This is a genomic window from Gaetbulibacter aestuarii (genome assembly GCF_039537665.1).
Classification (GTDB): Bacteria; Bacteroidota; Bacteroidia; order Flavobacteriales; family Flavobacteriaceae; genus Gaetbulibacter_A; species Gaetbulibacter_A aestuarii.
In genome coordinates this window covers 1,250,345-1,271,502 of record NZ_BAABAY010000001.1, presented here as the reverse complement: position 1 = coordinate 1,271,502, position 21,158 = coordinate 1,250,345, and the positions used below count along the sequence as shown (strand labels likewise).

At 40.8% G+C, this 21,158-nt stretch carries 18 protein-coding genes and 1 tRNA gene; 10 read left to right on the top strand and 9 right to left on the bottom strand.

Annotation, left to right across the window (positions count from 1 at the left end; translation table 11 throughout):
* The 4 genes from ABD682_RS05710 (at position 1) to ABD682_RS05695 (ending at position 5,232) form a co-directional block, all read left to right on the top strand.
* The gene (locus tag ABD682_RS05710) at positions 1-996 is read left to right on the top strand and encodes a glycoside hydrolase family 2 TIM barrel-domain containing protein (RefSeq protein WP_344739970.1); all 996 of its coding nucleotides are present in this window, start codon (positions 1-3) and stop codon (positions 994-996) included.
* 29 nt (positions 997-1,025) lie between these two features.
* Positions 1,026-2,591, top strand: coding sequence for an MFS transporter (locus ABD682_RS05705; protein WP_344739968.1), 1,566 nt, complete (start codon positions 1,026-1,028; stop codon positions 2,589-2,591).
* 16 nt (positions 2,592-2,607) lie between these two features.
* Entirely contained in the window at positions 2,608-3,534 is a 927-nt protein-coding gene (locus ABD682_RS05700) for a glycoside hydrolase family 17 protein (protein ID WP_344739966.1), read from the top strand.
* A gap of 366 nt (positions 3,535-3,900) precedes the next feature.
* Entirely contained in the window at positions 3,901-5,232 is a 1,332-nt protein-coding gene (locus ABD682_RS05695; RefSeq protein ID WP_344739964.1) for a T9SS type A sorting domain-containing protein, read from the top strand.
* Between the two features lie 61 nt (positions 5,233-5,293).
* On the opposite strand, the gene ABD682_RS05690 is transcribed toward ABD682_RS05695, so the two are convergent.
* Together ABD682_RS05690 and ABD682_RS05685 are read right to left on the bottom strand one after the other, a co-directional pair.
* A complete protein-coding gene (locus tag ABD682_RS05690) occupies positions 5,294-5,512 on the bottom strand; it encodes an alpha/beta hydrolase family protein (RefSeq protein WP_344740808.1) in 219 nt (72 codons plus the stop codon).
* A gap of 72 nt (positions 5,513-5,584) precedes the next feature.
* Positions 5,585-5,666: transfer RNA gene (locus ABD682_RS05685), tRNA-Leu, on the bottom strand.
* 114 nt (positions 5,667-5,780) lie between these two features.
* On the opposite strand from ABD682_RS05685, the gene ABD682_RS05680 reads away from it, so the two are divergent.
* Together ABD682_RS05680 and ABD682_RS05675 are read left to right on the top strand one after the other, a co-directional pair.
* The gene (locus ABD682_RS05680; protein WP_344739963.1) at positions 5,781-7,172 is read left to right on the top strand and encodes a dipeptidase; all 1,392 of its coding nucleotides are present in this window, start codon (positions 5,781-5,783) and stop codon (positions 7,170-7,172) included.
* A 108-nt stretch (positions 7,173-7,280) separates the two neighbouring features.
* Positions 7,281-8,162, top strand: a complete 882-nt coding sequence (locus ABD682_RS05675) for a DMT family transporter (RefSeq protein WP_344739960.1) — start codon at positions 7,281-7,283, stop codon at positions 8,160-8,162.
* Positions 8,163-8,199: 37 nt separating this feature from the next.
* On the opposite strand, the gene ABD682_RS05670 is transcribed toward ABD682_RS05675, so the two are convergent.
* Positions 8,200-9,399 (bottom strand): NAD(P)/FAD-dependent oxidoreductase, encoded by a 1,200-nt coding sequence (locus ABD682_RS05670; RefSeq protein ID WP_344739958.1) that lies wholly within the window; start codon positions 9,397-9,399, stop codon positions 8,200-8,202.
* A gap of 179 nt (positions 9,400-9,578) precedes the next feature.
* On the opposite strand from ABD682_RS05670, the gene ABD682_RS05665 reads away from it, so the two are divergent.
* Complete coding sequence (locus ABD682_RS05665) at positions 9,579-10,679, top strand: DUF4407 domain-containing protein (protein WP_344739956.1); 1,101 nt, start codon at positions 9,579-9,581, stop codon at positions 10,677-10,679.
* Positions 10,680-10,681: 2 nt separating this feature from the next.
* Here the strand turns inward: ABD682_RS05665 and ABD682_RS05660 are convergent, their stop codons facing one another.
* Entirely contained in the window at positions 10,682-10,960 is a 279-nt protein-coding gene (locus ABD682_RS05660; RefSeq protein WP_344739954.1) for an STAS domain-containing protein, read from the bottom strand.
* A gap of 220 nt (positions 10,961-11,180) precedes the next feature.
* On the opposite strand from ABD682_RS05660, the gene ABD682_RS05655 reads away from it, so the two are divergent.
* The 3 genes from ABD682_RS05655 to ABD682_RS05645 are packed head-to-tail and all read left to right on the top strand — an operon-like array spanning position 11,181 to position 15,135.
* Positions 11,181-14,222, top strand: coding sequence for an aminotransferase class III-fold pyridoxal phosphate-dependent enzyme (locus ABD682_RS05655; RefSeq protein WP_344739952.1), 3,042 nt, complete (start codon positions 11,181-11,183; stop codon positions 14,220-14,222).
* Positions 14,223-14,229: 7 nt separating this feature from the next.
* Positions 14,230-14,658 carry a YybH family protein gene (locus tag ABD682_RS05650; RefSeq protein ID WP_344739950.1) on the top strand — a complete coding sequence of 143 codons (429 nt, stop codon included), beginning with the start codon at positions 14,230-14,232 and terminating at the stop codon, positions 14,656-14,658.
* A gap of 3 nt (positions 14,659-14,661) precedes the next feature.
* Positions 14,662-15,135, top strand: a complete 474-nt coding sequence (locus tag ABD682_RS05645) for a GNAT family N-acetyltransferase (RefSeq protein WP_344739948.1) — start codon at positions 14,662-14,664, stop codon at positions 15,133-15,135.
* Position 15,136: 1 nt separating this feature from the next.
* Here the strand turns inward: ABD682_RS05645 and ABD682_RS05640 are convergent, their stop codons facing one another.
* Genes ABD682_RS05640 through ABD682_RS05620 form a run of 5 tightly spaced genes read right to left on the bottom strand, consistent with a single transcriptional unit; the run spans position 15,137 to position 21,131 of the window.
* Complete coding sequence (locus tag ABD682_RS05640) at positions 15,137-16,360, bottom strand: M24 family metallopeptidase (RefSeq protein WP_344739946.1); 1,224 nt, start codon at positions 16,358-16,360, stop codon at positions 15,137-15,139.
* Between the two features lie 12 nt (positions 16,361-16,372).
* Positions 16,373-17,620: an NAD(P)/FAD-dependent oxidoreductase gene (locus tag ABD682_RS05635; protein ID WP_344739944.1), complete on the bottom strand. Its 1,248-nt coding sequence runs from the start codon at positions 17,618-17,620 to the stop codon at positions 16,373-16,375.
* A gap of 5 nt (positions 17,621-17,625) precedes the next feature.
* Positions 17,626-18,636: a 4-hydroxyproline epimerase gene (locus ABD682_RS05630; RefSeq protein WP_344739941.1), complete on the bottom strand. Its 1,011-nt coding sequence runs from the start codon at positions 18,634-18,636 to the stop codon at positions 17,626-17,628.
* A 10-nt stretch (positions 18,637-18,646) separates the two neighbouring features.
* Complete coding sequence (locus tag ABD682_RS05625; RefSeq protein WP_344739939.1) at positions 18,647-20,173, bottom strand: aldehyde dehydrogenase (NADP(+)); 1,527 nt, start codon at positions 20,171-20,173, stop codon at positions 18,647-18,649.
* 28 nt (positions 20,174-20,201) lie between these two features.
* The gene (locus ABD682_RS05620) at positions 20,202-21,131 is read right to left on the bottom strand and encodes a dihydrodipicolinate synthase family protein (RefSeq protein WP_344739936.1); all 930 of its coding nucleotides are present in this window, start codon (positions 21,129-21,131) and stop codon (positions 20,202-20,204) included.
* Between the last annotated feature and the right edge of the window lie 27 nt (positions 21,132-21,158).

Genomic DNA, 21,158 nt, shown 5'->3' with positions numbered 1-21,158 from the left:
ATGAAAAATATTATTTGTTTAGTCCTGTTGTTATCTGTGTGTGTGTCCTGCTCACAAACACGCACACAGGTTTCTTTTGAAGGGCGACAATTATTGGTGAATCAAAAACCTTATCTCATTAAAGGTGTTTGTTATCACCCGGTTCCTAAAGGTAGTCACCAGCGGCAGTTCAATAATCTGGATCAGGATATCCAATTAATGAAAGAAGCCGGTATTAACACGATCCGTGTTTATGAGCCAATCAAGGAAAAAGAAGTACTGGATAAATTTGCTGAAGCAGGCATTAAAATTATCATGGGCTTTGGCTATAATCAAAACGGAAGTTTTGACATGTATTCCGGAAGTTTTATCGACTACGTTAAAAAATACAAGGATCATCCCGCTATTTTATTTTGGGAATTAGGCAATGAATACAATTATCATCCAGAATGGTTCGAGGGAGATATGAATAATTGGTACAAGGCTCTTGAAGCTGCAGCTACCGAAATTCACAAGGTAGATACAAACCACCCCGTGTCTACAGCTCATGGAGAATTACCAAAAAAGATAGAATTAGATAAGTGCAAAAGCGTTGATATCTGGGGCATGAATGTATACCGATTTGATAAACCGGGAACCATTTTCCCGCAATGGGAAGCATTAAGTGATAAACCTATGTATTTATCAGAAGCTGGAGCCGATAGCTACATGACCACCACAGCGTATGGGTTTGAAAAAGGCGAAAACGAAAAAGCCCAGGCTCAGGCAAACAAAAACATTGTAACAGCTATTTTCAACCATAAAGATATTTGTTCGGGCGTAACTTTGTTCCAATTTACCGATGGCTGGTGGAAAACAGGTAATGCCGATACTCAGGATCCCGGTGGTTGGGCGCCTAATAGTTCGGGAGTACCCTATGATGGCTCACCTAATGAGGAATACTGGGGCATCGTAAAACTCGATAGGAATAAAAAAGCTACCTTCAACATTGTAAAAAAACTATACCAACAAAACTAATCACCAACACAACTAACTAAACTACAGACATGGCAAAAACGAAACTAGCATTGCGAGATAGCGTCCCGGTTGGGCAAAAGGCAGCCTTCGGCGCTGGTCATTTTATTTTGAATATTTTACCCGGTACGCTTGGAGTTTTTATTCAATTCTTTTTATTGACTGCCTGGGGTGTAGATCCGCTGTGGTCCGGGCTTTTAGGAGGTCTTCCCAGAATTTTTGATGCGCTTACCGATCCTATTATGGGCTTTATTTCAGACAATACGACGTCGAAATGGGGTCGCCGCCGTCCATATATTTTCTGGGGTGCGCTTATCAGTGGTGTTCTGTTCTTTTTAATGTGGCAACTGGATGATAACGCTTCAGAAACCTATATTATCTGGCATGTTATGGTATTGCAGATCCTGTTTTTAGTAGGAAATACCATGTTTGCCACACCTTTAGTTGGTTTAGGCTATGAAATGACAACAGATTATAATGAGCGTACACGTTTGATGAGTTTCGCAAATAGTATGGGACAAATTGCCTGGATCATTGTCCCATGGCTCTATGTGATTATTCCTGACTCCGATACTTTTAATACACAAACCGAGGGCGTGAGAACCATGGCGCTTATTGTGGGAGCTATGACTATCGTTTTCGGAATATTACCGGCCTTGTTTTGTAAGGGTATCGACTCGACTCATATGGAGAATAGGAAGAAAATCAACTTCAGAACTTTATCGGAGAATATGAAGGATCTCATTATAAGTATCAAACAGGTATCAAAAAATAAACCATTCATGAAACTCTGTGGCGCTACCTTTTTGGTATTTAACGGCTTCCAGCTTGTAGCAGCCTTTGGTGTTTTCATTATTGTATTTTATATGTACAATGGTAGTTATGAGGTCGCAGGTACTTGGCCGGCGTGGTTTAATACCATCAATGCCATGCTAACCGCCTTCATAGTAATTCCCATTGTTTCCAGAATGGCCAATAAATGGGGTAAGAAAAAAGCATTTTTAATTTCCACAGCACTTTCTATTGTAGGCTACGTACTCAAATGGTGGGGCTTCAATAAAGATCTAAATTATCAATTCAATCAAACCGCTTTAGGCGAAGGTTTGAATTCCATCGTAGCTTCCGTATTTAATTATTTGAATCCCTTGCTGCATGATTGGGGCATGTCATGGTTTTCTATTAATCCGGACAATCAAATCCCCTGGCTGATCTTTGTCCCAATTCCTTTATTTGCCTTCGGAATGGGTGGATTATTCACCTTAATGATGAGTATGACAGCAGATGTTTGCGATCTGGATGAACTAGATAACGGTATGCCAAGAAAAGAAAGTACCTTTGGAGCGATCTATTGGTGGATGGTAAAACTTGGGCAGGCCATAGCTCTTGTTTTGGGTGGTTTTGTGCTGAAAATAGTAGGTTTCGATCAGAACTCCACAGTTCAAACGCTCGATACCATGACCAATTTAAGAATCGCGGATATTATAGTTCCGGCTACCACAGCAGCTTTGGCGATGTGGGTAATGTGGAAATATAGTTTGAATGAAGACCGGGTGAACGAAATTAAAGAATCACTAATCAAAAGACGCGGGGAACTATAAGTTTCTTGGTAAAAGTATGTCATTAAAAACAAATAGAATATTAGCGCTTACAGGAGGTGAAGTGAACAGTAAAACCCTCAATGGCTTACAAAATCTTTTTGGACGTATCTTAAAACAAGGCATTCACGGGTTATGCTTCACGCCATATGTTGAAGGTCAGAAACCCGGTAGTCAACTTACCGAGAAACAAATTCGTCGCCGACTCAAGATCATTAAACCCTACACCAATTGGGTAAGATCATTTTCGTGTACTGATGGTAATGAATTAATACCTGTTATCGCCAAGGAACTCGGAATGAAAACCTTCGCCGGAGCCTGGTTAGGAACTGATCTGGAAGTCAATAAAAAAGAGATTGAAAACCTTGTTAAATTAGCGAAGTCCGGCCATGTGGATATGGCATCCGTAGGTAATGAAGTGTTATTTCGCAAAGACTTAACTGAAACACAGTTACTTGAATATATTCAGGATGTTAAACAGCAAATCCCGGACACAACCCTAACTTATGTAGATGCCTATCATCAATTTTCAACAACACCCAAATTAATTGAATTAAGCGATGTTGTATCTGTAAACTGTTACCCTTACTGGGAAGGATGCAGTATAGATTACGCTTTGATTTACATCAAAGATATGTATCAACAAACCAAAAAAATTGCTCAAGGTAAACCGGTAATTATTGCAGAAACCGGATGGCCAAGTGTCGGTGAGCCATTACACGACGCGGTGCCATCCTTTGAGAATGCCATTAAAGCCTTTGCGAACACCCAACTTTGGGCCAGAGATGAAGGCGTCGATCTATTCTATTTCTCAGCTTTTGATGAATCCTGGAAAATCGGTGAAGAAGGTACTGTTGGTGCACATTGGGGGCTTTGGGACAAAAATGAACAAGCCAAATATCATAAAACAGGATTTTTAAGTAAGAAGATAAAAGCTATTATTTAAAATTATTGCTGTTTCATTTTCCTGATTTTTATACCATTTAAAAATTCTATTTTGATACCCACCTCGCTTTATTTATTGATTTTCAATAATTTATATTCTTAATTTTACTGTACTTCTGAATAATTCACCCCTACATTACCCATACATTCCAGCTTTTATTCATTTTCATAAAAAATTAAATTTTCAAGAAAACCTGCTTAAGTCCTGCTATCAGGGAACATTTTTTCCTGTTTCGATAAAATAAAAATATTTCAATGGTGTATGATTTATGTATAGTTCTTAAAAAGCTGTTACGGTTTTTAATTGATTAGGTTTAAGACATCTCCATTGAGATTCAACCAATTAAATAATTTTAAGACCACCAACATGAAAAAAATTACGCTATTATTATTTATCACGATAATATCTATCGGATATTCCCAAACGAATACAAATTATACCTTTACTTTTGAAGACGGCACGAATGGCAGCGATATCAGCTATTGGAATGTGTTCGAAGGCGATACGCCAGCACCGGAAGTCGTTACCAATCCAGATCCTGATGGTGTTAACACTGATGCCTCGACCAAGGTTCTAAAACTAAATGTTCTAACAGGAAATGCATGCTATGCCGGAGCCGAAACAGTTCATGGCACTGTAGGCGTTTGGAGTTTAGACAACTCGACGACAACATTCAGTATGATGGTAAATAAATCGACCATCGGCCGCATCGGAATCAAATTTGTAGGGGAGTATGACGGGTCCGGATATCCCACCGTTTTCGAACTTACATCACAAAGTAACACTGTAGTGAATCAGTGGGAAACTCTAAGCTGGGATATATCATCATATGCGCCTTCAGTAAATATTGATCAGATCGTAATTTTTACAGATTTTACTTGTGGCGATCCTAACAGAAGTTCTGATAGTGTTACCTATATTGATAATATGAGTTTTACGGCAAACAAAAAAGCTGAGCCCGTTTTACCGGTATTCGTTACCTCATGGAATGTTGATTTTGAAACCGCTTCGGGTTTTGTTGGCGACAATGTAACGTCTTTTTCAGAAGTGGCTAACCCTGATAATTCTGGTATCAACACGAGTGCTACAGTGGCCGAAATAAACGGAATAAACGTGGGTTTATACTCCAATGCGCAGTATACGCTTCCTTCAGGAAGTTATTTTGATTTCGCTGGTAACGATAAAGGGTTTTCGTTAAAAGTTAGAGGCCCCAGAGCTATTCCTGTAAAACTTAAGGTAGAAGTGGCAGGAAACGGAGCTACTGTTGATGCCAATTATACAGATGTTGGAAACTGGCAAACCTTATTTTTTGATTTTACAACTTATAATGCAAGAAGTTGGGATAAATTTGTTCTGTTTTTTGATATTGAATCTGCTCCCAGTGCTAATGGCGCCGATGATATATTTAATTTTGACGATGTTGTTTTTGGTGCCTATAATACCTTATCGACAAAACCTGTAGTTCAAATTGATTCACAGATTTATCCGAACCCAACTCAGAATTCATGGTTGATCCGCACCCAGAACTCAGATATCAATCGTATTAGCTTATATAGTATTTTAGGTAAGCATGTTGTAGCTATGAATGCATCGGGCAGAACTGCAAAAATTGATGGCTCTTCGTTAAGAACAGGTATTTATTTTGCAGTGATCGAAACAACCATTGGCTCAAAAACAGTAAAACTAGTAAAAATTTAATTTTCTAATTCGAACATAACTTCGGTTATAAAAAAAAAGGGGTGTCTTTCCACCCCTTTTTTTACTTTTCAGGCAAGGCAATATCCTCATCCCAAATATATTTTCCAAACCATTGCCAGTTATGCCAGATTGCGGCTAAAACCTCTTTTGGTTTATTAATTCCATGACCAAAGCCTTTATACACCACAAGTTTTGTTTCCACACCATTATCCTGCAAACCCTGGAATAATTCATATGCATTTGCAATAGGAACACGATGATCGAACTCACCATGCTGAATTAAAGTTAGTGTTAATGCTTTACCCCAATTAAAAAAGCTTCTTGAAATTCAAGAAGCTTTTGTTTTTCTCAGTGCGGGCGGGGAGACTCGAACTCCCACACCTCGCGGCACTAGATCCTAAGTCTAGCGTGTCTACCAATTCCACCACGCCCGCTGAGTCCCGTAATTATCGGGATGCAAATATAAACAAGATTTTTAAATTCCAAACTGCAAACCCATAAAAACATTCTTTTTTTATACTTTTGAAAGAATCCTAAAAAACCCAATAATGAATACCATTCAATCCTATATTAATTCCCATAAAGATCGCTTTTTAAATGAACTTATCGAGCTCCTTAAAATTCCATCTATCAGTGCAGATTCCGCTTATAAAAAGGACGTACTGAAAACTGCCGAAGCCGTTAAAAGCAGTCTCGAAAAAGCCGGCTGCGATATGGTGGAACTTTGCACTACCGATGGACATCCTATTGTGTATGGCGAAAAGATCATCGACCCAAAATTACCAACCGTTTTGGTTTACGGCCATTACGATGTGCAACCACCGGATCCTATCAATCTTTGGGATTCTCCGCCTTTTGAACCAGTTATTAAAAAGACCGAGCTTCATCCTGATGGCGCTATTTATGCCCGAGGCGCCTGCGATGATAAAGGCCAGATGTACATGCATGTAAAAGCCATGGAACTAATGACCAACACCAATACCCTGCCCTGCAACGTGAAATTTATGATCGAAGGCGAAGAAGAAGTTGGAAGCGTCAACCTCAGCACCTATGTTAATAACAACCGTGAAAAACTGAAAAACGATGTGATCCTGATCTCCGACACAGGCATGATCGCTCCCGATGTGCCGTCTATTACCACAGGCTTACGCGGACTCAGTTATGTCGAGGTAGAAGTTACCGGACCCAACCGCGATCTACACTCCGGACTCTACGGCGGCGCCGTGGCAAACCCCATCAACATTCTCGCGAAAATGATCGCAGAATTACATGATGAGAATAATCGCATCACCATTCCCGGATTTTACGATGAGGTTCAGGAGTTATCAAAAGAGGAACGCGCCGAAATGGCCAAAGCACCTTTCAACCTGGAAAACTATAAGAAATCCATTGGTATTCCTGATATCTATGGCGAAAAAGGCTATACCACAAACGAGCGTAACAGCATTCGCCCAACCCTCGATGTTAACGGTATTTGGGGAGGCTACACCGGCGAAGGCGCCAAAACGGTTATCGCCAGCAAGGCTTACGCCAAAATCTCCATGCGCCTGGTTCCTAACCAGGATTGGCATGATATTACTGAAAAGTTCACCAAACATTTTGAAAGTATAGCACCAGATGCCGTTACCATTAAAGTAACCCCACATCACGGCGGTCAGGCCTACGTTACGCCGATCGACAATATCGGATATCAGGCCGCCAGTAAAGCATACGAGGACACCTTCGGAACGCCGGCCATTCCACATCGCGGTGGCGGCAGTATCCCTATTGTTTCCTTGTTCGAGCAGCAACTAAAAAGCAAAACCATCCTCATGGGCTTTGGCCTCGATTCCGACGCCATCCACTCGCCCAACGAGCATTATGGCTTACGCAACTATTACAAAGGCATCGAAACCATACCGTTGTTCTATAAATATTTTACCGAAATGTTTAATGAGTAATTTGGGTGTTCCCCCCGCCTTAGGGCGGGCGTCGGGCTTTCCGCTGTATCTTTTTTTCCTACGTCAAAAAAGGATGCCGCTTCAATCCCTAACACAGAACGGTAAATCATGATAAACAACCAACACACCAAAGAGCTTTCCATGCTCGCCATAGCCACACTTTTAATAAGTACTTCCGGCGTCCTGGGAAAATTCATCAATTTACCACCACCAACCATCATTTGGTTGCGCTGTGCGCTTGGTGGTTTGTTTTTGTATTTGTTTTGCCGCTACAAATCCTATAGCATCAACCTAAAATCCTCAAAAGATCTTCCCACTATTTTGCTAAGCGCACTATTATTGGGAACACATTGGACTACCTATTTCTACGCTCTAAAATTCTCTAACGTAGCCCTGGGCATGTTGTCGCTTTTTACCTTTCCGGTAATAACAGCATTACTGGAACCATTGTTCTTTAAAACAAAATTCAATGCCGTGCATATTCTGTTGGGGGTTATCGTTCTTGTTGGTATTTATATCCTGGCTCCCGATTTCAATTTCGAAAGCAGCGATGTTAAAGGTATTTTACTAGGTGTATTTTCAGCCTTTTGTTATGCCCTACGAAATCTCTTTTTAAAACGCCATGTAAAAAAATATAATGGCACTGTACTTATGCTGCATCAAATAGGGATCCTGAGCGTCGTTATGCTTCCGGTTATGTTCTTTATGGATGTGAGCAACCTAACAACACAATATCCTTATGTGATCTTACTCGCTCTGGTAACAACGGCCATCGGGCATTCCCTGTTCATCCATTCGCTTAAATATTTCTCGGTAAGTACAGCCAGCCTGATCAATAGCGTGCAACCTATTTTCGGGATCATCATGGCTTATGTGTTCTTAAACGAAATTCCGAATGTAAATACGTTTATTGGAGGTGCACTTATTTTAACTACAGCTATTATCGAGAGTAATCGCTCAGGTAAAGTCAAAAAAAACAGCCCGTCTTAAACGGGCTGTTCCTTGTTCAAAAACTAACAAATCAACCTTATGGTAATTGAGAATACCCGTGTCGGGTTTTCCACATAAAGTATTTTTCAAAAAGAACTTTAGAAAAATCAAAAATCACATTCGGTAGCATGATGGCAAATTTTCTTGGTTTAAACAGACTATTACTTAAAATAATAACCTCTTTTTTACCGGCATCCATAACACAGATTCCGGGTATTTTACCCCAGGCTTTTTTCTTTAATTCGGTTTTACCATTCGCAGTTCTAATGATGTTCTCGGCCACAATTTTACCGGTCTCATCAGAAGGATAGCCTGTTTTAGGTCCGGAGAATGGTACTTTTCCGGGAGTAAAAGGCAATTTCACGTCTACAGCAATACCAGCAGCCCATACATTAGGTATATCACGGTGTCTGTAATCATCGGTTACAGGAATATAACCTGCAGCAGTGGCATTCAAACCTTTAGAATTAGTTACAAAATCTACACCTACAAACGGCGGCATTAACATGGTGAATCGGCTATTCAATACTTCGCCGGAAGTCAATGCAACTTTATCTTCAAAAACCTCTTTAATTCCCACTTCGGTTCTGTAGTGGATATGGAACATTTTCATAAAGGATTTCAACATGGTTTCACCACCGGTAATACCGTCGATACCAAAGTGTCCTAAAAAAGTTTCAGGAGTCACCCAGTATAAGTTTACTTTTTTTCTGATGTTTTGCTCTCTCAGCCATTTTTCAACGTTAAATAAAAACTCATAAGCGGCACCCATACATCCGGCATTTTGAGTGGCTCCAATAACAATGTCACCGGGGTTTTTCTTGAATTCCTCAAGCGCTTTTCTTGTTTTCATGGCACCATTGGGTGTACCAATGTAGTGGGCAAATTCTTTAACTCCTGGTGCTACATCATATTTCACTTTTGGTCCTGTTGCAATAACTAAATGATCGTAAAATACATCACCCTGATCGGTGGTTACTTTATTCTTTTTAGTATCTACCTGCAGCGCTTCCGCTTTTAAGAATGTGACCCCTTTTTTCTCTAAAATAGTATCTTTTCTGAATGATATATCCTGAATATTTCTACGGCCAAAAGGCACCCAGATTAATGATGGAATAAATAGAAAAAGGGGTGATTTGTCGATTAACACAACCTCGTGTTGCGCTTTACCTTTTCGTTTGATCTCGAGGGCTGCAGTCATTCCTGCGAAGTTCCCTCCAATTACAACAGTTTTCATAATTCAATGTTTTTAAAACCTATATAAAGGTACGCATAACGTGCCATGTGGAATGTAACACTTGTTACAGTATATCAGTAAATTAGACCCTTTTCAAACTTTTTTATTTTTTGAGGATTTATGTAACAATTCAACAATTTTTACGTTCTAATAAACAATCAATCAAAAATCACTCTTTCATGTTAAAATCATTCTTTATCCTGTGTTCAGGAGCCGATTCAAAAATTTTAGACGACTGTAGTCCCGGAGAACAAAATAAGTATGTTGGTATTGGTGCGAGCGTTTTCTTGACGGCACTCATGGCCTTTATTGCAGCGGCCTATGCCCTAAATACCGTTTTCGATAATATTTGGATCGCTGTCTTTTTCGGAATCGTATGGGGCATGCTTATTTTTAATCTCGATCGGTTTATTGTCTCTACCATTAAAAAGACGGGAAGCTTTAAAAGTGAATTTATTCAGGCCACACCCAGGATTATTCTGGCAATCATCATCGCTGTCGTCATATCAAAACCTTTGGAACTAAAAATTTTCGAAAAGGAGATCAATCAGGTCCTTCTGGAAGAAAAAAACGACATGACCCTAGCTAATCAAAACCAAATTCTGGAACAATACACACCCGAGATTACCGCCATGGAAAAAGAAATCGCTGATCTACAGAATGCGGTAAAAACCAAAGAAACCGAAGTAAACAATCTCTATGATATTTACATTGGCGAAGCTGAAGGACGCACCGGTACTAAGTTATTGGGAAAAGGACCTGTTTATAAAGAAAAGCGAGAAAAACACGATGCTGCATTAGCCGAATTGCAAACTTTAAAGGAAACAAATGCGAAGAAGATTAGTGACCTTGAAACCAAAATCGATCAACTAAAATCCGATTATGACACTCAGGTGGGCGAGACGCAACCGGTTATTGATAATTTCGACGGACTCATGGCTCGCATCAGGGCTTTAGGAAAACTCCCCTGGCTACCTTCATTCTTTATTTTTCTTTTGTTCCTGGCGGTTGAAACGGCGCCGATTATGGCAAAATTATTAGCACCAAAAGGAGCTTACGACTTTAAATTGGACGATGAAGAACTGGCTATAAAAACCCATATCACACAAAACAAAACAGCACGCGAAGGCATGCTGCAAACCGACACCGTGATGAATCAGCGTTTGTATACCGAACTAGAATCGGATGCTGAACTTTACGATCATAAGCGCAAAAAGGCGAAAGACATCCTGAAACTTCAGGCGGATGCCTTTTATGAAAAACAAAAATCGGTGTTATAAAATTAGGCGGCTACCTGCGATTTGAAATGGTCGTAAAGATCTTTACTACCCAATCCAATAATGGCCATAGATTTTTGCCGTGCCAAAGCCTCTTTGTGCAAAGCTGCAATAGCTTCCACACCATAACGATCCATGGATTCAACATCTTCAATACTGATCGTTAAAGAACTAAAACGCTCAAAAATATGCTCGAACTCGGCTTGAAATGTAGCTAAGGTATCGCGGTTCAGACTGCCTTTAATTTTGAAGAAATTGTTGCAATTCGTAATTCTCAAATTCATTTTTTTATTGATTTAATACGTTAAAAAATAAAATCTTAGGAAGGCTAATAATCTGATTCTGACCTAAATTTACCACAAGAAAAACCGTTTTCCAGAATTTTTCGATAAATCGAAATGTAAATTGGGTGAAAAAAATTTTGGTGTCAATATTACCGATGAACAACATTTTTAATTACCGTTTTATTTATTTTTACGGAAATCAATTGGTTCTAATTACTATATGCAAACCCCAACACAAGTTCAAGTTACCCAAGAAACAGCCAAAGCTTTACTTTTTAAACACTATCAAGTTGAAGGTGAACTCACCGCGTTAGTAAGTTATCAGGATATAAATTTTAAGGTTGAAACTAAAAAAGGAACCAACTATGTTCTAAAAATTGCCGGTCCTACTGAAGCAAAAGCAAATCTGGAATATCAAAATGCGCTTTTAATGCACTTGGCAGATTTTAATAAAAATTTCGGAATTCCAGAATGTATTCCTAACAAACAAGGAGAGACACTCACTGTTATTCAGGACAACAATGGCAACGAGATTTATATACGCCTTCTAAGTTGGGTTTCAGGTCGTATGTGGCACAGCGTAAACCCCCAAACTGAAACCCTGCGCTTTAGCCTCGGCCTTGCTGCAGGTGAAATTACCGGGGCACTAAAAACCTTCGACCATCCCAAAGCTCATTATGAATTCGATTGGGATATCGCGCAATCCCTTTGGACCAAAAAGCACCTTGATATTTTTTCTGAAGAAGAACAAAAATTAGTGCTTCATTTTCAGAAACTTTTTGAAATGAAAACTGCATCCTACTCAAAATTGCGAAAAGGGATAGTACATAATGACCTGAATGATCATAATCTCGTAGTAAGTTCAGATCTGAAAAACCCAAAACTCAGTGGCATTATTGATTTTGGTGATGCTATTTATACCCAGATCATAAACGATGTGGCCATAACGTGCACTTACGCCATAATGGAGCATCCGGATCCGCTGGAAGCTGCCTTGTCTGTTATTCAAGGCTATCATAAGGCTTTTCCACTGAAAGATGAAGAATTACAGCATCTTTACAGCTGTATCGCCATGCGTTTGGTGATCTCTGTCACCAAATCTGCTCTTGGAAAGAAAAGCGATCCAGAAAACACCTATTTGCTGGTAAGTGAAACCCAGGCCTGGGAATTACTCAAGCTTTGGAAAAAAGTAATTCCCGACTTTGCCTATTACAGTTTCAGAGGCGCCTGTGGTTTCGATCCACATCCCCAGCAAAAAACCTTCGTATCCTGGGCTAAGTCTCAAGAGTTCAATTTGCAGCAACTTTTTCCAAATTTTCCTAATTCCGGGGCTTATCCCCTAGACCTGAGTGTTTCAAGTACCTGGATCGGACATCAATCCAATTTCAATGATCTGGACTTTTTTCAATATAAAATCGATGCCCTTCAAAAAGACCATCCGGATAAGATCATTGCAGGCGGCTATTTGGAACCTCGCCCACTCTACACCTCAACCTCCTACGATAAAATTGGAAATTACGGCCGCGAGAGTCGTACCATTCATTTGGGAATTGATTACTGGTTAAATGCACAAACTCCGGTTCATGCCCTCTTTGATGGTCAGGTCGTAATTGTTACAAACGATGCCGGCTATAAGGAATATGGCGGACTTATAGTTTTAAAGCATCAGCTAAACGATCTGGAATTTTACACGCTTTACGGTCATTTATCTGTAGCCAGTGTAGATACATTGACAATTGGAGATACGATCAAAAAAGGTGATGCCATTGGAAAATTAGGGAATCCGGAAGAAAATGGCTGTTGGGCACCACATTTACATTTTCAGATCATGTTATCCTTGCTGGATTATAAACTCGATTTTCCCGGAGTAGCCTATGCCAATCAGATCCATGTTTGGAAAAGTATTTGTCCCGATCCTAATGTACTATTCAAGGATAGTGCCCTTCAACCCGAATCCAAACCTGCTGATCAGGATCTTTTAGAATTCAGAAAAAACCATTTGGGTAAAAGTCTGAGTTTATCATACAAGGAACCTCTTAAAATAGTACGGGGTTCCGGTGCTTTTCTCATGGATGATTTGGGTCGAAAATATTTAGACACCATAAACAACGTGGCCCATGTAGGCCATGAGCATCCGGATGTCGTGCGCGCCGGACAACAACAAATGGCGGTCTTGAATACCAACACCCGCTATTTACATGAAACTATAAATCAATACGCAGAGGGTCTTTTAGAAACCTTACCGCTGGAATTGAGTGTGATCCATTTTGTGAATTCCGGAAGTGAAGCCAATGAGTTGGCGCTACGCATGGCGAAGGTTTACACCGGGCAAAAAGATATTATAGCCTCGGAAGCAGGCTATCATGGAAACACAAATCTTTGTGTAGATATTAGTTCTTATAAATTTGATGGCAAGGGTGGCCAGGGAAAACCGGAACACACCCATATTTTCCCGCTCCCGGACACTTTTCGCGGAAAGTGCAGAGATGAAAATGCTGCAAAGCATTATGCGCGGGAAGTCAAAAAATGTTTGGATTTCATTAAAGAAAAAGGACGTAACCCGGCAGCCTTCATTATTGAACCCATCATCAGTTGCGGCGGACAAATTGAACTCCCTCAAGGTTTTTTAAAAGCAGCATACAAGGACATTCGAAATGCCGGCGCTTTATGTATTTCGGACGAAGTCCAAACCGGTTGCGGCCGCATGGGAAGCACGTTTTGGGGATTTCAACTGCACGATGTTATTCCGGATATCATCACCATGGGGAAACCTCTAGGTAATGGTCATCCGCTGGGTGCTGTAGCCTGCACGCAAGCCGTGGCTGAAGCCTTCGCCAACGGCATGGAATATTTCAACACCTTTGGTGGCAACCCGGTATCCTGCGCCATAGGATTGGAAGTATTAAAAACAGTAAAGCGTGAAAACTTACAGGATAATGCCTTGCGAACAGGAACCTTTTTAAAAGCAGAATTTCTAAACCTAGCTAAAGACTTTCCAATTATTGGGGATGTACGCGGTCAGGGATTATTTTTGGGCATTGAGTTTACGGATGCTAATTTAAATCCGCTTCCGGAGCATACAGAATATCTCATAAACCGCATGAAGGATTTCGGGATTTTAATGAGTAGCGATGGCCCGGATCACAATGTTTTAAAGATCAAACCTCCGTTGGTTTTCAATCAAAATAATGCTGAAGAACTGCTTTTTTACCTGCGTAAAATCCTGAATGAAGATTTTATGTTATCTTTCAAACGAAAATAAATTTTATATGAAAAAAATCATTTTTGTCCTTTGTCTGATGTTAGCTTATGGAAGCTACGCTCAAAATGAAGAAGCCGATAAAAAGGCTATTCAAAAAGTATTAAAAGAACAACGTTTAGCGTGGTCTAAGAACAATATCGAAAAATTCATGGAAGGTTATTGGAAAAGCGACTCGCTTAAATTTTACGGCGCCAATGGTGTAACCAAAGGCTACGATGCTACTTTAGCGCGCTACAAAAAAGCCTATCCAAGTGAGGATCACACCGGTACTTTGAGCTTCAGGATCAATGATATATCCAAGATCTGCGCTGATGCATATTTTGTTTTAGGTGAATACCATTTAAAGCGTGAAGTTGGTAATGCCGATGGTATTTTTATGCAGGTCTTTAAAAAGATCGATGGCGAATGGAAAATTATTGCTGATACTTCCAGTTAAACTATGACGCTTAATATTCGAAAAGCGACCCTCGAAGATATTCCCACCTTATTAGAATTTGAACAAGGGGTAATTAAAGCTGAACGTCCGATGAATCCAACGATCCAGGACGGTCATATCAATTATTACAATCTAAAAAGTCTGATCACAGGTGATAATTCCGTTTTGTTAGTTGCAGAATTAGAAGGTGAACTTGTAGCTTCAGGATACGCCAAGATCTTGCCCGACCGCCATTATTTAAAACATCAATATCAAGGTTATTTGGGCTTTATGTTCGTGCCTGAAGAACATCGTGGAAACGGCTATAACAAAAAAATTATAGATACCCTTATTGCCTGGTGTAAAGAACAGGACGTTTATGAAATTCGCCTGGACGTTTATCCCGCCAATGAATCAGCGATCAAAGCCTACGAAAAAGCCGGTTTTCAAAAATATATGCTGGCGATGCGTTTAGACAGTCGCGAGTTGAAAGACTGAGTTATTTTAGACTTAACCCAAAAGGATCCTCAATACGATGCGCTGGTTCAGTAAACCAATTTGGCCCTTGTTCGGTCATGTAAATGTGATCTTCAAGACGGATACCGAATTCATCCGGAACACAAAGCATGGGTTCATTGCTCACACACATGCCCGGTTCTAATTTGGTGGTATCACTTTTCACCAGATATGGCCATTCGTGAATATCCAAACCAATGCCGTGTCCCGTACGATGTGGAAGACCAGGCAATTTATAATCCGGACCTAATCCTTGAGACTCAAGATAGTTTCTAACGGCAATATCAATGCTACCACATTCGCTACCCAAAGTCGCAGCTTTAAAAGCCACTTGCTGTGCTTCTTTTTCAATATTCCAGATGCGTTTTTGAAGATCATTGGCTTCACCATAAACATAAGTTCTGGTAATATCTGAAATATAATCATGGATCTGACAACCGGTGTCCACAAGAACCACATCATTTTCTTTCAAAGGTTTAGGTGTTTTTACACCATGCGGAAAAGATGAATCTACTCCAAAAAGGACGATACAAAAATAAGAACCGGCTTTAGCTCCATAGCGTTTATGGGCTTCATGAATGAACTGTGTTACCGTTTCACTCGTAATTCCGGGATGTATTATTCGGGCCGCTGCCTGTTGTACTTCAAGGGTAATATCCATAGCCAACTGCATAATGGCAAGTTCAGCTTCAGATTTCACCATGCGACAACCTGCTGTGATCGGTTTGGCGTCTACCAGGTTCAATTTACTATTCGATTCTAAAATACCATTGGTTACGAAAAACGGTGTGGCTTCATCCGTATAAATTGTACCACCTTCAATGCCATGTGTCTTTAAAACTTTTGAAAATAATTTTAACGGACTTTCATGTTCTTCCCAACCATGAACAGGGCCTTCAACCAACATAAAATCAAGAACGGTTCCTATCTCGAAAAACGGTGCTATATATTCTAAGGAACCATCATCAAACAGTATTGCTCCTACCATACGCTCAGAGGCATTCCAACGGGTTCCGGTAAAATAATACAAGTTGGTCCCCGCATGTAAATACATCGCCGGCACCTTGTTTTCCTTCAACATCCGGGCAGCTTTTTGTATCCGTGACTGAAATTCTGATTTTTGGATAGGTTTTGCTAAATGTGCCTTAGGTTCAATGGCTGCGAGTTCGGCTTCAGGTATAGAACCACCAATTCCGTAAGTTTTCATAAAAAGTGTGTTTTAAAAGGTTCTGTCCGGGTGGAACGGTAACAAATCTAAGGATGATTTTTTGTTTCCGATAATTTCTGATACTAATTTTCCGGTAGCCGGCCCCAAACTCCAACCCATCATCGCATGACCCGTTGCGATCACCAAATTATCACAGACCTTACTTTTTCCAATATAAGGCAAACCATCCGGCGATAAAGGTCGCAATCCACAAGCTGCCTGCGCTTTTTCCTCTTTCGTAATTTTTAGTTCCGGATAATAATTTTCTGTAGCCTCAGCTATGGCATTTACACGCACCGGATTAATCTCATGATTAATGCCACCAATTTCCATGGTTCCTGCAAATCGTGTAAACCCATCCATGGGTGTTACTGCAACTTTGACTTCAGTTAAAATTGAGGGTATGCTAATCCCTGTAGGACGTTCTACGTTTATGCGATACCCTTTACCCGCCTGAACTTTAAGTTTTAATCCTAATTTTTTTGATAATATGGGACTCCAGGTTCCAGCTGCCAAAACCACCATATCTGCAGTGAGTTCGCGTTTATCGGTTTTTACTTTATTGATTTTTTTACCTGAAAGAACAACATCCATAACTGTTTCGTTAGCCAGAATGGTCACATTTTTAGCCTTTAAATATTGAATCAATTCCGGCATAAAATTAGTTGGCGTAGTATGGGCATCGTCATGATAGAATATCGCTCCTTTTACATCTAGCTCAACATTGGGTTCGATTTTTTTCAGGCCTTCGCCGGAAAGAAGTTCTACTTGCAAACCTTCTTGTATCCCTCTTTGGCCAACCTGCCATTCATGTTCACCAACCTTATCTGTTTTGTAATACATCAACAGGCCTTTGCGTTCATAATGAAAACTGAATTCGCCGGAATCTTTCATGGTCTCATAAAGTTCGCGACTTAACAAATTGATATCTTTCAAAGGGACAATACCCTTTTCAACTTTTTCTTTGGTAGCCGACTTCTTAAAGGCCCACACCCATTTCATGAAATCGGCATCCAGGCGCGGTTTCATGTAGAACGGACTTGCCGGATTCATCATCCACTTCAAGCCTTTGGTAATAATTCCGGGAGAAGCCAGGGGAATAAAATGACTTGGCGAAATATACCCGGCGTTCACATAAGATGCCCCGGAACTAAAATTCGATTTATCAACTACCGTCACCTGATGGCCTTCTTTTTGAAGAAAGTAAGCGGTACTTAAGCCTATAATACCACCACCGATTATAACAATGTGCTTTCCCATACTTTTTAAATAACCTGAAATCCGTAAGCATACGGATCGTCCTCAGTGTCGATAATAATTGTGTTGTAACCATAGATCTTGGCCCAACCCTGAATGCTCGGAATGATAGCCGACTTACCCCGGAGTTCTGTCTCTGCTTCAATACACCCGATAAATTTACTACCTATAAAACTTTCATGAATAAATGGCTCCCCTTTTTTTAAAGTACCCTTCGCATGACGCTGCGCCATAACCGCAGAAGTACCGGTACCACAAGGACTGCGATCTATAGCCTTATCACCATAAAACACGGCATTTCGGCCTGATGACGTGGGATCGATAGGCTTTCCTGTCCAAAGTATATGAGTCACATTTCGTATCGTTGGATCTTCCGGATGAATAAAATAATCAGGATATTTCTCATTGATCCGCTGCCGAACCACTTGAGAATACTGGATGATCTTTCCGGCTGAAAAATCATGTACACCGGAGAAATGCTTTTGAGGATCAATAATGGCGTAAAAATTTCCGCCGTAGGCGACATCAAAATGTAGTTCGCCTAATTCGGGACAATCGACGGTTAAATTTTCAGCCGCGAGATAACTTTTCACGTTGGTAAGTTTTACCCAGTCTACTTTTTTACCGGTTTGTTGATACTTGATATGAACCAAACCAGCAGGCGTTTCCATTTTAATATTACCCGGAATTTTAGGTGTTACCAAGCCCTCTTCAATCGCGATCGTAATCGTTCCGATCGTACCATGTCCGCACATAGGCAAACAGCCGGAGGTTTCAATGAATAATATTCCAAAATCATTTTCCGGATCGTGAGGCGGATATAAAATACTACCACTCATCATATCATGACCGCGAGGCTCGAACATCAAGCCTTTACGAATCCAGTCGAATTCCTTTAAAAAATGCTGACGTTTTTCACTCATGGAAGCTCCAATAAGCTCCGGGCCGCCTTCTTTGATCACCCGAACAGGGTTCCCACAGGTGTGGGCATCAATACAAACAAAAGTATTTCTACTCATCTATTACGCATTAATTTTTAAGTGCCTCAGGCAATAATTCCTGGGGAAAAGACTGATAACTCACAGGGCGCACCCAGCGCTTGATCGCACTCGTGCCAACCGCTGTGAATCTGGAATCTGTAGACGCCGGATACGGACCCCCATGTTGCATGGACGGACAAACCTCAACGCCTGTGGGTACGCCATTAAACACGAGACGGCCAACGCGATATTCCAGGGCTTCCACAATAGGTCCAAGCGTTGGATAATCTTCTTTTTCAGCCATAATAGTTCCGGTAAGTTGGCCTTCCAAACCATTGATAATCTCTATGAGTTGGGCTTCGTCACGTGCAGAGACCACTAAAGAAAAAGGCCCAAACACCTCAGTATGGAGTTTTGGATTTTTCAAAAATTCGTCTCCCGAAACTTTGCATATTTGCGAGGCAGCATCGTTAGCACCGGTAACCTTTTCGATCTTTTTTACGGTTTCGGTTCCGGACTGTGAAGCGACTAAAGTACCATGCTCTTCGTATCCTTTTTTAATATTAGGATGCAACATACACTGCGCGTCCAGATCAGTAGTCTTTTCTGCCAAAGTCTCAATAAATGAATTTGTAAGATCACTTTCGACCGTTAAAATCAAACCGGGATTTGTACAGAACTGTCCTGCTCCCAAAGTAATGGAACCGGCGTATTGCTGAGCTATTTCTTCAGCTCTTTTCTCAAGCGCATTCGAAGTGATAACTACAGGATTGATGCTTCCCATTTCCGCGAAAACCGGAATGGGTTCCTCCCGTTGTGCCGCCAGATTGAACAGCGTTCTTCCTCCGGAAATACTTCCTGTAAAACCAACAGCCTTAACTTTGGGGTGTTTTACTAAAGCCTGGCCAACGGTTCGTCCGCGACCTGTAAGATTTGAAAATACACCATTGGGCATACCGGTCTTTTCTGCAGCTTTAATAACAGCTGAAGCTACCAATTCTGAGGTTCCGGAATGCATGGCATGTGCTTTTACAATTACCGGGCATCCGGCAGCCAAGGCACTGGCAGTATCACCGCCCGCTGTAGAAAAGGCCAACGGAAAATTGCTCGCTGCAAACACAACCACAGGACCTAAAGGCACTGAAGTACGTCGGAGATCCTGTTTTGGAAGTGGTTCTCTGTTGGGTTCGGCAGGGTCAAAAGTAAGATCACGCCAGGTTTCTTCAGCAATCAAATCGGCAAAACTACGCAACTGATTTACGGTACGACCGCGTTCTCCAATGGCACGACCTTCCGGGAGTCCGGATTCTGTGGTAAACATAGTTGTTAATTCATCTCCCAAAGCTAAAATCTCATCGGCAATGGCATTTAAAAAAGCGGCCCGTTTTGATCCCGGCATATTTCGATAGGTTTTAAAGGCCTCCCAGGCTAAATTTACAGCTTCCTCAACCTCATCAGGTGTTGCCTCATAAAATGCCGTGGGATTTTCCAGATTTAATTTCGGATTAATCGTTTTGTGTGTTTTATCACCTCCGGCTTTTAAGCTCCGACCGATATAATTTTTTCCAGTTATCATTTGTTTACTCATTTATCATTTAAAAATCTTAAACCAGTGTTTCCAGTTGCTTATAATCAGGAAGTTTGGGGCGTTTTTCCAAAGCATCAGTAATAATTTTCTCTATGCGTTTACGCTCTTCACCTTGTAATGTGAGTCGCGGTGCACGAACATATTCAGATCCTATGCCTGTATGGACTGAAGCCAGTTTAATGTATTGTACTAATTTTGGATGGATATCTAACTCCAACAACGGCATGAACCAACGGTAAATGGCTAAGGCTTCCTTGATACGTCCCGCTTTTTGAAGTTCATAAATAGCCACCGTTTCTGCAGGAAACGCATCAACCAGGCCGGCTACCCAGCCCTCGGCTCCTAATATTAAACTTTCCAGAGCAAGCGTGTCTACGCCCGTCATGATGGCAAGTCGATCTCCAAACCTATTGATGATCCTGGTTATATTAGTAGTATCACGCGTGGACTCTTTTACCGCCTGAATATTAGGGCAACTCTTCAAAAGGTCTTCAAACATGTCCAGTGTCACTTTGATCTTATAATCTATGGGATTATTATAGATCATGATGGGTAAGGACGTGCTATCCGCAACAGCTTTAAAATAGGCAACAACTTCTTCATCACTGGCATTATAGCGCATCGGCGGGAGCATCATCAGGCCTTGAGCACCATCGGCTTTTGCCACTTTAGCCAATTCCATAGCTGCTTTCGTGGTTTGTTCCGCAATATTCATGAGAACCGGCACTTTACCGGCAACCAGTTTTACAGCTTCGCGGGTAAGAATCCGACGCTCGGCATCCGTTAAAGTACTCGCCTCACCTAAAGTTCCTCCCAAAACAATACCATGTACACCGGCATGGAGTTGGGCTTCAATATTCACTTTAAAAAGTTCTAAATCTAAAGTATCATCTGCCTTAAATGGCGTTGTAATTGCAGGCATAACGCCCTTCCAGGTTATACTCATAATTTTCATTTTTTTTGATATTATAAA